Annotated in this window: 13 protein-coding genes and 1 pseudogene; 4 read left to right on the plus strand and 10 right to left on the minus strand. The window is 65.9% G+C overall.

What is annotated here, in order from left to right; translation table 11 throughout:
* Nucleotides 1-107 precede the first annotated feature (107 nt).
* Nucleotides 108-842 (minus strand): NUDIX domain-containing protein, encoded by a 735-nt coding sequence (locus J7I89_RS24370; protein WP_214975867.1) that lies wholly within the window; start codon nucleotides 840-842, stop codon nucleotides 108-110.
* Between the two features lie 107 nt (nucleotides 843-949).
* Between J7I89_RS24370 and J7I89_RS24375 the strand changes: the two genes are divergently transcribed.
* The 3 genes from J7I89_RS24375 to J7I89_RS24385 all read left to right on the plus strand — a co-directional run bounded on the left by J7I89_RS24375 (nucleotide 950) and on the right by J7I89_RS24385 (nucleotide 5,156).
* Complete coding sequence (locus J7I89_RS24375) at nucleotides 950-2,011, plus strand: SPFH domain-containing protein (protein WP_214975869.1); 1,062 nt, start codon at nucleotides 950-952, stop codon at nucleotides 2,009-2,011.
* A 9-nt stretch (nucleotides 2,012-2,020) separates the two neighbouring features.
* The gene (locus J7I89_RS24380) at nucleotides 2,021-2,911 is read left to right on the plus strand and encodes a hypothetical protein (RefSeq protein ID WP_214975871.1); all 891 of its coding nucleotides are present in this window, start codon (nucleotides 2,021-2,023) and stop codon (nucleotides 2,909-2,911) included.
* A gap of 130 nt (nucleotides 2,912-3,041) precedes the next feature.
* On the plus strand, nucleotides 3,042-5,156 hold the full coding sequence (locus J7I89_RS24385; RefSeq protein ID WP_251045809.1) for a transglycosylase domain-containing protein: 2,115 nt from the start codon (nucleotides 3,042-3,044) through the stop codon (nucleotides 5,154-5,156).
* Nucleotides 5,157-5,252: 96 nt separating this feature from the next.
* Here the strand turns inward: J7I89_RS24385 and J7I89_RS24390 are convergent, their stop codons facing one another.
* Complete coding sequence (locus J7I89_RS24390) at nucleotides 5,253-6,002, minus strand: GAF and ANTAR domain-containing protein (protein ID WP_214975875.1); 750 nt, start codon at nucleotides 6,000-6,002, stop codon at nucleotides 5,253-5,255.
* Between the two features lie 142 nt (nucleotides 6,003-6,144).
* Here J7I89_RS24390 and J7I89_RS24395 point away from each other — a divergent pair, with 142 nt between their 5' ends.
* Nucleotides 6,145-6,936, plus strand: coding sequence for an IclR family transcriptional regulator (locus tag J7I89_RS24395; protein ID WP_214975877.1), 792 nt, complete (start codon nucleotides 6,145-6,147; stop codon nucleotides 6,934-6,936).
* A 41-nt stretch (nucleotides 6,937-6,977) separates the two neighbouring features.
* On the opposite strand, the gene J7I89_RS24400 is transcribed toward J7I89_RS24395, so the two are convergent.
* From J7I89_RS24400 to J7I89_RS24425, 8 genes and pseudogenes are all read right to left on the minus strand, one after another.
* Nucleotides 6,978-7,481 carry a glycerate kinase gene (locus tag J7I89_RS24400; RefSeq protein WP_308160030.1) on the minus strand — a complete coding sequence of 168 codons (504 nt, stop codon included), beginning with the start codon at nucleotides 7,479-7,481 and terminating at the stop codon, nucleotides 6,978-6,980.
* Nucleotides 7,478-7,777: a glycerate kinase gene (locus J7I89_RS25500; RefSeq protein ID WP_251045810.1), complete on the minus strand. Its 300-nt coding sequence runs from the start codon at nucleotides 7,775-7,777 to the stop codon at nucleotides 7,478-7,480. Before J7I89_RS25500 ends, J7I89_RS24400 begins: the two co-directional genes overlap by 4 nt.
* On the minus strand, nucleotides 7,774-8,763 hold the full coding sequence (locus J7I89_RS24405) for a D-glycerate dehydrogenase (protein WP_214975885.1): 990 nt from the start codon (nucleotides 8,761-8,763) through the stop codon (nucleotides 7,774-7,776). The genes J7I89_RS25500 and J7I89_RS24405 overlap by 4 nt, the downstream gene beginning before the upstream one ends.
* Before the next feature lie 2 nt (nucleotides 8,764-8,765).
* A complete protein-coding gene (locus tag J7I89_RS24410; protein WP_214975887.1) occupies nucleotides 8,766-9,755 on the minus strand; it encodes a hydroxymethylglutaryl-CoA lyase in 990 nt (329 codons plus the stop codon).
* Entirely contained in the window at nucleotides 9,752-11,002 is a 1,251-nt protein-coding gene (locus tag J7I89_RS24415; RefSeq protein ID WP_214975889.1) for a CaiB/BaiF CoA-transferase family protein, read from the minus strand. The genes J7I89_RS24410 and J7I89_RS24415 overlap by 4 nt, the downstream gene beginning before the upstream one ends.
* Nucleotides 11,003-11,055: 53 nt before the next feature.
* Complete coding sequence (locus J7I89_RS25505) at nucleotides 11,056-11,205, minus strand: hypothetical protein (RefSeq protein ID WP_251045813.1); 150 nt, start codon at nucleotides 11,203-11,205, stop codon at nucleotides 11,056-11,058.
* A gap of 103 nt (nucleotides 11,206-11,308) precedes the next feature.
* Nucleotides 11,309-12,505: pseudogene (locus tag J7I89_RS24420) on the minus strand (GntP family permease); the annotation flags it as partial.
* Between the two features lie 398 nt (nucleotides 12,506-12,903).
* Nucleotides 12,904-13,722, minus strand: coding sequence for an IclR family transcriptional regulator (locus J7I89_RS24425; RefSeq protein WP_214975891.1), 819 nt, complete (start codon nucleotides 13,720-13,722; stop codon nucleotides 12,904-12,906).
* Nucleotides 13,723-14,014: the final 292 nt, after the last annotated feature.

Raw genomic sequence — 14,014 nt, forward strand, 5'->3', positions numbered from 1 at the left:
ATGACCGGTGAAGGCCATGAGCAGTTTAGGCTAACCTAACTTTGAGCTCCAAAACGGCGAAGAAGGGCCGTCACATTGGGTTGCGCCGGGGCCGGGGCCCCGAGGCGTCAGTCGCGCGGCCGCATGAGCGGCGGGTTAAGCACGGCCCGCGTCGGCTGCCCGGCAGCCGGACGGGCGGCACCGGCCAGCCGGAAAAGCGCCGCCGGGCGGCCGGCGTCTCCCGTGGTGGTGCGCCCGGTGTCTTCCAGGAAGCCGGGCGTCCCCGTGGCCTTGCGGTGGAAATTCCGGGGATCGAGGCGTGTGCCCCAGACGGCCTCATAGACAGTCCGCAGCTGCGCCACGGTGAACTCTTCGCCACAAAAGGCCGCCCCTAATGGCGAGTATTCGAGCTTCGATTTCGCCCGCTCCACGGCGTCACCCAGGATCCGCTCATGGTCAAAGGCGAGCTGCAGGGCGCCGTTCTGAACCTGGCTGACCGGGTACCACGCGGCGTGCTCGGCGTCGCTCCCGGCGGACAGGACCGGGAAGTTGGGCGCGAGCAAGAGGTGAGCCACGGTGAGAACATCCCCGCGCGGGTCGCGCCCCTTCGGGCCGTAGCTCCCCAACTGTTCCAAATGGCCCGGAAGATGCTCGACGCCGGTCTCCTCCGCAAGTTCCCGGCCCGCCGCCTCGAGCAGCTCCTCGCCCGCCAGGACAAAACCGCCGGGCAAGGCGAGCTTGCCGCGGAAGGGATCGATAAGGCGGGTAATCAGCAGGACGTTCAGCTCGCCGTCGCGCACGGTGAGGGCAACGACGTCGACGGTGACCGGGAAGCGCGCTGGCGCCGTACGCGTTTCAGGCATGAAGCCATCGTAGGCAATTATCGTCACCTTGACAATAAATCCCGAACACCCTTATCGTTCAGTTATCGTCAGATCGACGACAACTAGGAGCGGTAAAGGAGAACATCATGGCCACCATCAAGCGCTACCCCTGGGTCAGCCACCTTCTTGGCAGCCCCACCGGCTACGTCGTGCACCTGCAGAAGGGCGAGGTCAGGCACCAAGGCGTGGGACAGGCGTTCTGGTTCCGTCCTGCGAACTCCGTGCTGAGCGAGGTTCCCGTGGACGACCAGGAACTGCCCACGCTCTTCCACGCAATTACCCGAGACCACCAGGACGTGAGCGTCCAAGCCAACGTGACCTACCGCTTCATCGATCCTGTGGCTGTTTCCAACCGGCTCGACTTCGGCCTCCAGGCTGCCGGCGCCCCGCCGGCCACCGGGCGCGAGCAGGTGTCCACGATCATCGGCCAGCTCTGCCAGAGCCACGCGATCGACCAGATCGCCACCACCACGCTGTCCGAAGCACTGGAGCGCGGAGTCAGCCAGCTCCGCATGGTCCTCAGCGACGCGCTGCGCTCCGACGCCCGGCTGCTCTCCACCGGCATCGAGATCCTCGGAGTCCAGGTCCTCGCGGTCCGGCCCGAGTCCGACGTCGAACGGGCCCTGCAGACGCCGGTGCGCGAAAAGCTCCAATCCGAAGCCGACCGGGCCGTGTACGAGCGGCGGGCCGTCGCCGTCGAACGCGAGCGGACCATTTCCGAGAATGAGATGGCGAGCCAGATCGAACTGGCGTCCCGCCGCGAACACCTGGTGGCCCAGGAAGGCGCAAACGCCCGGCGCGCTGCCGAAGAAAAGGCCGCCGCGGGGCTCATCGAGGCGCAGGGGTCCGCGGAGCGAAAGGGAATAGGCGCCGCCGCCGAAGCAAACCAGATCCGGCTGGTGGGCGAGGCTGCCGCGGCACGCGAAGCAGCCACCATGGAGGTCTACCGGGGCATGGAGCAGGCCACGTTGCTGGCCCTGGCACTGCGGGACGCGGCCGGTTCCCTGCCCAATATCGGGAACCTCACGATCACGCCTGACCTCCTCAGCGGCGCGCTTGCCGGGCTGTTCAGGGAACCTGCCGGCGGCGCGGTGGCGGGTGCCCCAGCCCGCGCGGCGGCCGGGACTGCCGGCCCGGGCGAGAAGTAGGATCCGGTCATGGCAAACCCCCGCCTCGTCATCGTCCATCGGCGGACCGAACTCCAGGAACTCCTGGACCGGCACGCCACCCGCGGCCAGGCAGAGTTCTTCCTCCGCACGCGGGGCCGCAGCATCCAGGACGTACAGGAGCGGCATGACCGGCTCGCGGCGGCCCTGGCAACGGTGCGTGCCGCCGTTCCGCCCGAATGGCGCCACGCCGAGGTGGAACGGGCGGACCTGAGCCGGTTCCTGCTCGCACCGGAGGACCTCATCGCCGTGGTGGGCCAGGACGGGCTCGTGGCGAACGTGGCGAAGTACCTCAACGGCCAGCCCGTCATCGGGATCGATCCGGAACCGGGAGCCAATCCGGGCGTCCTGGTCCGGCACCGCCCCGATGCGACCGCCCGGCTGCTGCAGGGCGCCGGCACGGCCGAACGGCTGCGCTGCCAGGAGCTCGCCACAGTGACAGCGCGGCTCGACGACGGGCAGGAACTCTCCGGACTCAACGAGGTTTTCATCGGCCACGCCTCGCACCAGTCGGCCCGGTACCAGCTCACGACGCCGGACGGCCGGAGCGAGCGCCATTCCTCGTCGGGGCTGATCGTCTCCACCGGCACGGGCGCCACAGGCTGGTGTGCTTCCATCGCCCTCGACCGCGGAGGACGTGCCCTGCCTGCGCCTTCGGACCCCCGCCTTGCGTGGTTCGTCCGCGAGGCCTGGCCCTCGCCCATCACGGGAACGTCACTGACCGAGGGCGTCCTGGAAAGAGGAGAGACACTCGGGATTACCGTTGGCTCCGATCAACTCGTGGTGTTCGGTGATGGCATGGAAGATGACCGCCTCACCGCGTCCTGGGGCCAGGAGATCACCGTGCAGCTGGGCGAACGGCCGCTCCGGTTGCTCGTATAGGAGAGCCCGCCAGGACTGAATTCCATGTCTGGATCGCATGCTTTATGGCGCGTATTCTGGTGTCACATCGGACGGGGTGTGAGCTGCAGTCATGGCACGGAAAAGCCGGTTTCGTACGTTTCTGGCAAGGATGCTCGGATTCGTACTCCTCAGCGGCATCTGCGGCGTGCTGGTGGCAGCGTACTTGGTTCCGCAGGTCGCCGCTGCCGGCACCGCGGTGAGCGGATCGATCAGCTTCTTCAACGGACTTCCTACAGAGCTTGCCGTGCCGCCGCCGGCGCAGACCACCCGGATGGTGACAGCGGACGGGAAGGTCGTCGCAACGTTCTATGAGGAAAACCGGGTGCGGGTCCCGCTCAAGAACATGTCCCCCTACATCAAGGATGCGATCGTCGCGATCGAGGACAGCCGATTCTACGAGCACAGCGGGGTGGACCCCCAAGGTGTTCTCCGGGCACTGACCAGCAACCTGACACAGGGAGAGAGGCAGGGCGCGTCTACCCTGACCCAGCAGTACGTCACCAATGTGGCCAATGAAGCCAAGATCTCCTCCGGCCGTGAAGATCAGGTGATCCTCAGCGGGCAGAAGAACATCGGCGACAAGCTGCGTGAGATGCGGCTGGCGATGGCGCTGGAGACGAAGTTCACCAAGGACCAGATCCTCGAGGGCTACCTGAACATTGTCTTCTTCAACCGCATTGCCTACGGCATCGAGGCGGCCGCCCAATACTTCTACAGCGTTCCGGCCAGCAAGCTCAATCTGCCCCAGGCGGCGCTGCTCGCAGGACTGGTCAACAGCCCGAGCTTCTATGACCCCGTGACCAACACGGAGAACTCCATCGCACGGCGGAACCAGGTCCTGGACGCCATGCTGGACCAGCGCAAAATCAGCCAGAAACAGCATGACGCCGCCGTCGCCACCGGTGTCGGGCTGAAAATCAAGCCTTCGAAGCAGGGCTGCGCCGCAGCGGCCATGGCACCGTATTTCTGCGACTACGTTTCCCATCTGATCCTCAACAACCGGGCCTTCGGCGCAGACATGGAGGCCCGGGAGCAGAAGCTGCGCCGCGGCGGGCTGACCATCACCACCACGCTGGACAGCCGGCTGCAGGCAGCGGCCCAGGCGCAGGTGAACGCCACGGCCGGGCCGAATCCCGGCAAGTGGGGCGCCTCGCTGGTCACGCTCCAGCCCGGCACCGGCAAAATCCTGGCGATGGCGCAGAACACGGTATTCCTGCCGCAGCGCGGAAAGTTCGATACCCAGCTGAACTTCAACGTGGACGCCAAGGACCCCAACGGCAATGACCTCAACGGCGCCGGCGGATTCCAGCCCGGCTCCACGGTGAAACCGTTCACGTTCGCCGAATGGCTGCACCAGGGACGGGCGATGACGGAAGTCGTGGACGCTTCACGGCGCGAGTATCCGCTGGGTTTCCGCTGGCGGTCCTCCTGCGCCAAAGTGCTGGGCGGCTACAGCACCAAGCAACGCAGGGCAGGCCTGGAAACGGCCGATGACCTGCAGAACGCCTCCGCCGGCTACTACCGGAAGATGCCGGCCGACTACGGGCTCTACAACTCCATCAACACGGCCACGTTCGCCGAAGCGGCGCAACTGGACTTCTGCGGGATCCAGAACATGTTCAATGCGGTGGGCCTCCGCAGCGGACTGGACGGCACTCCCATCAACATGCACCAGCTCGGGAACCTCTTGGGCGGCACTGAAGTGGCGCCGATGGGCCTGGCTGCCGCCTTCGCCACCTTCGCCGCCGACGGCCGTTACTGCGCGCCGACGGCAATCCTGCGGGTGGCCGACTCCGCCGGACGGGCATTCCCCCACCAGGACCCCGACTGCCGCGACGCCGTGGACCGGGACGTCGCCCGCGGCGTGAATAAGGCGCTGCAGGACATGCTCACCAAGGGCTCGGGCGTCTACATCAACCCCAAGGTCCAGAGCCGCGTCCCGGTGGCAGCCAAGACCGGCACCAACAACACCAACAGCGCCACGTGGGTGCTGGGCTACACCACGGGAATGGCCACGGCCTCCTTCTTCGGGGACGCCTTGGCTGGCCAGAAACGGCCGGGGCAGAACATCACCGTCAACGGCAAGTTCTACAGCCGCATCGACGGCTATATGATCGCGGGCCCCCAGTGGGCCAACTACATGCTCAAAGTAGCCAAGTTGTACCCGGCTAAGGCCTTCCCCAAACCGCCGGCGTCCATCGTCAGCAAACCTGCCAAAAAATAAGGCACGACGCCGGCCAAGGAGACTGAGCGGGCCGCCCGGGAACGGGGCTAGGTGGCTCGCCTGGAGTAATCCTGTGCGTGAGGCGTCTGCCGTGACTTAGGGCAGAGCTTGATGTCCGTCGAAGTGCGTGACGGGCTTAACGCCGGAGATCTTGACGATCATCTCCTCGGTGACGTCGCGGAGTTTCTGGTTCCGGTGGCTGGAGACCTTGACCAGGATGTCCATGGCCTCGGCCTGCGTGCAGCCGTTTTGGGCCATGATGATGCCGCAGGCGAGGTCGATCGCGGTGCGGCTGCGCATCGCCGCCTGCAAGTCCTGCGCCGCGTCCTGCACCGTTCCGACTTTCACGGCGAGCCGCACTGCCCCGCCGGCGATGTCTGCGAACCCGGCAGCTTGCCGGACGGTCGCTTCGGTGAAGACACCGGGTGACTGCGCAAAGAAGTTCAGCGCCGCGGCGGAGTCCTCGTTCAGCTCCAGCGGCACACCAAGGACGCTCAGGCAGTCTTCTGCGACGAGCTGCTCCTGATAGGCCGGCCACCGCGGATCACTGCGGACATCATTGAGGAGGACAGGTGACTTGATCCGGAGCGCCTCGATGCAGGGTCCCTGGCCGATGCGCTGCTCGATCTTGTCCAACAGGATCGCTCGGTCGCTGCTGCCGCCGACCGTTTTCGTCGCCCTCCTACGCTTGAGCGTGACGCCGCACTCCACAGGTGTCCCGGCGCTGCGGCTGATGGTCCCTGCGGCCACGATTGACAGGCCACTGAGGAAACCAGCCACCGTTTCCGTGCCGATGATCAGGTCTTGAAGCTCAATCATGAGCTCGTGCTCGGGCGATTTGGGCATGCCCCAAGTTAACTCCATCCCTGCCCTTCCACAACTGCTCCTGGTCCATTCCCCCTCCCTCGCCCCTGTGCCCGCAGCCAGCCGGTCGTCCCTGCGGGGAGGCGAGTGGATTCGGCTGCCGCCAGCGTCTAGCGTGAGTTCTATGTCGGCGTCCGATGCTCTTGCGAAGTCCAGCAGCAACCCATTGCTTGTTCTCGGAAAAATCACCTCCATCCTGGATGCTTTCTCCCTCTCCAAACCGGTTTTGTCGCTGAGCGACATCCGCGAGTACACGGGAATGCCGACTTCCACGGTCCAGCGGCTTGTCACGAACCTGACCTCTCAGGGATTCCTTGACCGGGAGGAAGATGCCTACCGCATCGGAATGCGAATGGCGTACTGGGCGGCTCCGGCAACCCGCGGAATGGAAGTCATAGACATCCTGAGCCCGCTCCTCAAGACGCTGCGTGACACCACAGGCGAGACTGCGTGCTTCTTCAAGGCAGAGCAGCATTACCGCGTCTGCGTGGCCATGGCAGACACGCGCCATGCGCTTCGCCGCGAGATGCATCTTGGCAAGGTGCTTCCGCTCCACGCCGGCTCAGCGGGGCGGGTGCTTTTGGCCTGGGATCCGGAGCTGATGGACGCCGTCCTGCGGGATCCTTTGGAACCCATCACGGAATCCACCATCACCAGCTCCGAGGATCTGGAAGCCGCAGTCAAGAAGACCCGGGTGGACGGGTTTGCGATAACTGTGGGTGAGCGCGAAGACGGAGCTTCGGGCCTTTCGGCTCCCGTATTCGACTCGGCAGCCGGATTGGTGGGGGCAGTGACCATCAGCGGACCCACCCTGCGCATGCCGTTGGAGACCTGTGAAGCCTGGCTGGAGCCCCTGCTTGCCACGGCGGAGCACATGACGAGATTAATTGGCGGCCGGTTTCCTGGCGAGTCGTAACTCCCGCCAGGAAACGCGGGCCGCGGGAAATGGTTGCGCCGCTAGCGCCGCTTGAGCTTGGAGTAGCCGGCAACAGACTTTCCGGCCGCCTGCATCTCCGCAGCATCGGTGGCTATGAGAATCTCGCTGAAATGCCGGGCGTAGCTGCCGAGGTCCTCCGCAACGGATCCCACAACGGCCACGACCGGGATGCGCCGGCCGGATTTCTGCACCCGTTCCAGGATTGCCGAGATGATCTTGCCCTCCCCGGTCTGGGAATCGAGGCGTCCCTCCCCGACCACGACGGCGTCGGCTGACTCCACGTGTTCGTCGAACTTTGCGGCGTCAAGGACAGCGTCCGCCCCGGACACCAGTTCTGCCCCGAAGTGTGCCCACAACCCGCCGGAGAGGCCGCCGGCAGCGCCGGTACGCGGCACGCCGGCCGGGTTGCGGGGATACGTACCGGCAAGAAGGCCCAGGCGTTCTTCCAGCAGCCTGACGCTGGCCGGGTCGGCCCCTTTCTGGGGTCCGAAAACGCGCGGAGCCTCAAGGAACGTCGAGGTCACATCGGAGAGGACAGTAATCCGGGCGCCGCGGAGTCCGCCGTTGTCACGGATTGCGCTGACAGCACCGGCTCCGCCGTCGGTGGTAGCTGCTCGCCCCAGGAATTCAACGCTTCGACGGTTACTGCCGACGCCCGGAGGCTACGGCAGAGTGCGTCGAAGGTCCCCTCGCCGCCGTCGGCAACGGGCAGTTGGATGACCCTGCCGCCGCCGTCCTCAATGCCGGCGCCGATTGCCGCGGCGACGTCCGCCGCCGAGTACGTCCCTTTGAAGCTGTCCGGGGCAACAAGAAATGTCATGTTCCGGCGAGGTGGTTGACGGGGTGCGGCGGTATGCGTCCTTCGGCGATGGCGACGGCGTTCAGTGCGCTGAGCCGGGCCATTTCGCTGCGGACGGGCACGGTGGCGCTGCCCACGTGCGGGAGGAGGACCGTGTTGGGCAGCTCGGCCAGGCCCGGTGCCAGTTTCGGTTCGTCCTCGAAGACGTCCAGCCCGGCGCCGGCAATGACCCGGTTGCGGAGGGCGTCCACGAGGGCCGCCTCGTCCACGACCGGCCCGCGGGCGGTGTTGATCAGGATGGCACCGGGCTTCATCCGCTCCAGCACGGCGGCGTCCACCAGGTGCCTGGTCTGGTCGTTGAGCGGGACGTGCAGGGACAGGAAGTCGCTGCGCTCCACCAGTTCATCCCACGGCACCTGCCGGACCCTGCCCGCGAACTCGCCGAGTTCCTCCGCGCTGACGGGCCGGTCGCCCGGGGGCCGCGGCGCGAAGAGCACCTCCATGCCGAAGCCGAGCGCGCGCCGGGCGGTGGCGCGGGCGATCCGGCCGAAGCCGGCCAGGCCCAGCACCGCGCCGGAGACGTCCCGGCCGAGCAGGAGCTCCGGCTCCCAGCCCAGGAACTTGCCCTCGCGGACTAGCCGGTCGGCCTCGACCACACGGCGGGCCGTGCCGAGGATGAGCAGCATGGCGATGTCCGCCGTCGCGTCCGTCAGGACGCCGGGGGTGTTGCCCACCAGGATGCCGTGGCGGGTGGCGGCGTCGACGTCGATGTTGTTGTACCCCACGGCGAAGTTGGACACGCCCCGCAGCCGGGCCCCGGCCAGGAGCGGCGCGTCGATGACGTCGCGCAGCTGGGTGAGGACGACGTCGAAATCGCCCGAGGCGCACAGCGCCGCCAGCGCCTCGTAACCGGGAGGTTCGGGCAGCACGGTGACCCGGCCGGCGTCGGAAAGCAGCTGCAGCCCGGGTTCCGGGATGGCGGTGGTGACCAGGAAACTGTGGGCCATGCTCAGTTCCCTCCCGTGGTGCAGGGTGTGGGGGTGGTGCTGTCCGACGGGAGAACCCAGTCGAAGGCTGCGGCATTGGACCGGGCGCCCTGGGCAGCCTTGGAGCGGTTGGGTTCGCCCAATTCCGCAAGCAGCTTCTCGGAAAGGACCACCAGCTCCGCGAAGGTTTCCGTCGTGAGCCACTCCGGACGCGTGGCGAAGAGGATGTCCTCGCTGGAGGTGTTGCCGCTGGCGCCCGGGGCAAAGGGGCAGCCGCCCAGGCCGCCGAGGGCGCCGTCCACCATGGCGGCGCCGGCCTGGATGGCGGCGAGGGTGTTGGCCACTCCCAGGCCCCACGTGTCGTGGCCGTGGTAGACGATCCTCCGGCGTGGTGATTCCTCCCGGACCCGGGTAATCAGCCCTGAGACCTGGGCCGGGATGGCCTGCCCCAGGGTGTCGCAGAGAACGATGTCCGTGGTGCCTTCGGCGCGGGGGTCGTTGGCGACGGACAGGACACGCTCCTCCGGTACATAGCCTTCGAACGGGCAGGTGAACGACGTCGCGATGCAGAGCTGGATCTGTCCGCCGACAGTCTGGGCGTACTCGACCGCTTCGGGCAAGGCGGCGAGGCTTTCCTCGGTGGTGCGGCCGATGTTTGCTTTGTTGTGTGAGTCCGACGCCGAGAGGCAGTACTGGAAGTTCCGCGCTCCGGCGGCTGCGGCCTTGGCCACATGCCCGGGGGTGGCCACCCAGATCCAGCACTTTTCCAGCTCCTCGGGTGTGAGGGCCTGAACGACTTCCAGGGTGTTGGCCATGGTGGGGACGAGGTCCGCGCGGGCCATGGATCCGAGTTCGATGGCGGGCACGCCCAGGCGCAGCAGTTCCCGGACCGTTTCGACTTTCCGCTCGGTGGACAGGAGCTTCCCGGTGAGCTGGAGCCCGTCCCGCAGGGTCACGTCCCTGAGGATCGTGCTGCCCAATGTTGAGGCGAGGCTGTTTGTGTCGGGGTTCATGGCTGGAGGGCCTCCTCGCGGCCGGAGGCCGCACTGATCTCTGCGGGGTCCATGTTGAGGAGCCCGCCAAGGATTTCTTCGGTGTTTTCGCCCAGGTCAGGGCCGAGGTTCCGGATGGGGAGTGACTGGTCTCCGATGACGGGGACGATGCCGGGGAAGCCCACGCCCGGCAGGACCTCGTCCCCGGTGGAAACGTCGAATTTCTGGATCATGTTGCGGGCTGCGTACTGGCTGTCGGTGCTGATGTCGGCCGCCGTATAGATGGGGCCAGCGGGTACGCCGGCGGCATCGAGTGCTGCGAGGGCGTCGGCAGCGTCCAGCTCCGCTGCCCATGTCCCGATGGCCTGGTCCAGTTCTTCGCGCCGCGCCCAGCGGCCGGCGTTGGTCTGCAGCGACGGGTCGGCGGCCAGGTCGGGACGTCCGATGGTGTCCATGTACCGCTGGTAGATCGAGTCTCCGTTGCCGGCCACGACGATGCTTGCGCCGTCCCGGCAGAGGTAGGCGTTGGAAGGGGCTATCCCTTCCATCCGGCCGCCCACGCGCTGCCTGTCCACGCCGTACGCCTGGTAGTCCGGAATGAGCGATTCCATCATGGAGAACATCGCTTCGTGGAGCGCGACGTCGATGACGCGCTCGGTGAGCGGCACGGCGCCAGCCGCGTCCCGGCGTCGTGCTTCCCTCTGGTACAGGCTCATCATGGAGCCGAAGGCGGCGTAGAGGCCGGCAATGGAGTCTCCGATGGAGACCCCCACCCGGACCGGTGCGCGGTCCGGGTCGCCCACCAGGTTGCGGAACCCTCCGTAGGCTTCGGCGACGGCGGCAAAGCCGGGCCGCGCGGACAGCGGGCCCGTCTGCCCGAAGGCCGAGATGCGGGTGATGATGAGGTTCGGGTTGGCCTCGTTGAGGACGTCGGGGCCGAGGCCCCACTTCTCGAGGGTGCCCGGCCGGAAGTTTTCCAGCAGGATGTCCGACTTTGCGACGAGCGAGAGCACTGCCTGCTTGCCGGCTTCGGTCCTGAGGTCCAGCACCACGGACTTCTTGTTGCGGTTGATCGTCCGGTACAGCATGGAGGTGCCGCCCTTGTGCAGGCGCCAGTTGCGCAGCTCATCACCGGTTCCCGGGCGTTCAACCTTGATCACTTCGGCGCCGAAATCGGCAAGCAGCCTGCCTGCCGTGGGCGCGGCAATGTAGTTGCCGAGCTCAAGGACGCGTACTCCGTCCAGGGGCGCGATGGGTGTCTGTGTCATTTCGTTCTTCTTCTTTCGTGGGCGTGTGCCGGGGACGGACGGGCGGTGTCCGGTCAGAACAGCAGGCTCATGGGCAGGATCAGCAGGATCGCGACGACGGAGGCCACCGAGACCCCGACGGTGACCGATTTCAGCGCGCCCCTCACACTCTGCCCCAGCAGGGACTGCAAGAGCCAGAAGGTGTTGCTGGTGACGCGGACCATGAACAGGGATCCGGCGCCGGCGGCGAGGGCCAGGAGCGGGGTCCAGCCCGATGGCCGGAGCGATCGGCGCCAGCAGTCCGGCCGCGGTGATGGCGGAGAGCGTGACGGAGCCGACGGCGATGTGCAGCACAGCCGCGATGGCCCAGACCACCAGGAGCGGGGCAACGGTGCTCGCTGAGAAGAATCCGCCCAGGATGTCGCCGAGGCCCGCTGCGGCGACGGTGGCCGCGAGGGAGCCACCCACGCCGGTGAGAATCAGGATCTGTCCGCTTTCCTTGAAGCCCACGGTGATGGCCTGCTCGACCCGTTTCTGGCCGATGGCGGAACGCGTGACGAGGCAGGTGCCGATCAGGCCGATCAGCAGGGCAATGACGGGCTCACCGAGAAGCTGCAGCCAGGGCAGGTCAATCTTCAGGATCTGCAGGATGGCGCCGGCTCCGATGAGGAGCAGGGAGGTCAGGAGCGGGGCGAAGAGCAGGATCAGCGGCGCCTGCTTCCGATCGCGCTCGGCCACGGCAACGGCTCCGCGCCCCGGCTGGGTGTCAGATCCTCCGGTGCCGGGGTTGTGTCCGCCAGGTGCCGTCGAAGCGGAAGGCTTCGTGCCGCCGTCGTACTCTTCCTCTTCGCCCTCGCGGTCTTCCTCCTCGACGAAAGTGTGGTCCTCGTCCTTCGCCTCGTTCCAGGAGCCGCGGCGGAAGAGGAACGTCATGATGGCAATGGAGATGATGATGGTGGGGATGACCAGGAGCAGGCCGAACAGCAGCATTTTGCCCAGGGGCACGTTCAGGAGGCCGGCCAGGGCGAGGGAAGCGACGCCGGGAACCGTGAAGACGATGCCGCATTCGAGAGCGATGGCCATGGCGGTTGCCATCCGGGCGGTGCCGAGTTTGCCGATCTTCGGTGCCAGCTTGCGTGCCAACGGAGCGGAGATGACCAGCAGCACGTCCAGGAAAATGGACTGCAGGACCGTGCCGATGGCGAGGCCCATGGTGTAGGGCAGGCGCTTGGGGCCGAACGTATTCAGCAGGTGCTCCACGAGGCGCCGGATGGCGCCGCTCTGGTTAAGGATGGAGCCCATCAGCACGCCGAAGGCGATGAGCAAGCCCACGTCCACCATGATTTCACCGAAACCGGACGTGATGGTCTTGACTGTTTTCTCGACGCCGAGGCCGGCGGCGAGGCCGAGGTACACCGAACCGATGATCAGGGCGATGACGGGATTGACTCTGAAACGGACGATAAGCACGACGGCGGCTAGAACCGCCACCGCCGTATTGATCAGTACAGCCATGTCTGACATGAGGGGAATCCGATCGTTGGGCCTTCCACGTTGAAGGCTTGGGAACAGATGTGCACAGTGAGGGAGGCCACATCGCTAAACCCATATTATGGGACTCAGCTCATAATGCAAGATGTTTCCGGGTGCGACTTCGACTGTGACGTAGGCCGGTCGCCGAAGTCCTCCGCCAACGCAATGAACGAACAACCGCGGCCCTGATCGCCTGCATCACCGAGATGAGCAGCAGTCGTGGCCCGGACGCCGTGACCCATACCCGGGTCGCTGAACGCACAGGACTACCACTCCAGTACGTGCGCTGGAAATACCCTTCCCGTGAAAACTTGATGTCCTTGGCCGAACCTTAGGGCGTGGCCTAGCCATCGCCTCCGGGAAGAAATCGCGCGAGGCCTGGGCGGTGTTTAGGCCAGGGCCTTTGCGACCTCGTCTGCGGCTTGGCGCAGTTGGACGATCGTGTCAGGCAGCCGATCTGATTTGAGTCGCTGGATGGGTCCGTTGAGCGAGAGAACACCGACCAGTACGCCAGCGGCGTCGCGCACGGGGCATGCGACTGCGAAGAGGCCTTCTTCAATTTCGTTATCCAGGATTGCATAACCTTGCTCCCGGACTTGCTGGAGCTCACGAAGAAGCACGTCCCGGCTCGTGATGGTCTGCGGGGTGTATGAGTCCAGCTTCGCAGGCAGAAGCTCTTTTATCCTGTCATCGCGCAGTTCGGCAAGCATGACTTTTCCAGTGGCACTGGCATGCAGCGGATAAGAGACGCCGACGTAACGGTGGGAGACACTCAGGTAGCGGGAGCCTGAGGCTTCCGCGATGAGGTCGTAGGCCGATTCGTCTCTGATCATGGCGAAGCCGAGAGTCTCGTTGAGCTTGCCGGCATACTCGTCCAGGACAGGCTGGATCCTGGCGACGGCCCCGGTATAGGGGTCGGCAAGCCTGCCCAGCCGGGCCATCTGCCATCCAAGCAAGTAGCGGTTGTCGACACGGTCGACAAAGCCGGTCTGTTCCAGGCTCAGGAGGAGGCGGAAGGCTGTGGGACGTGTCATTCCCACGGCCTGGGCCAATTCAGTGACGGTGATCCCCTGCTTATGGCGGCCAAGTTCGCTGAGCAGAACAGTGGCTTTAATGACCGACTTGTTAGTCAGGTCAGTTGAGTCTTCGGAGGCCGGCGCTTCTATTTCTGGTGATGGCTCCACTGCTGCGCTTTGTCCCGCTGCCATATCCGCTCCCGGTGTCTGCTCCGCCCAAGGCCGGGTGGCCCTGGCTCCTAATTGCAGTTCCCATCCTAGGCCAACTTCAATTAGCGAACGGGGCGTTCACCCTGCCATTGGCAGAAGGGAAGGAGTTCCCGGATGAACTAGTGGTCGTTTCTGGAAGTTCGTCGGGGTTCATGTCCAGGCGCTGGGATCGCCGAGGTAGAGTCCGCCAGCGGTGTCGAGGGCGTCTTCGGGGGTTCCTGCGGGTAGCCCGTTGGGGAGCCAGGAGTCTTCGTAGTCTTCGTGGCTGGCGCGG

The organism is Arthrobacter sp. ISL-5, from assembly GCF_018613835.1.
In the GTDB taxonomy this organism is placed as follows: Bacteria; Actinomycetota; Actinomycetes; order Actinomycetales; family Micrococcaceae; genus Arthrobacter.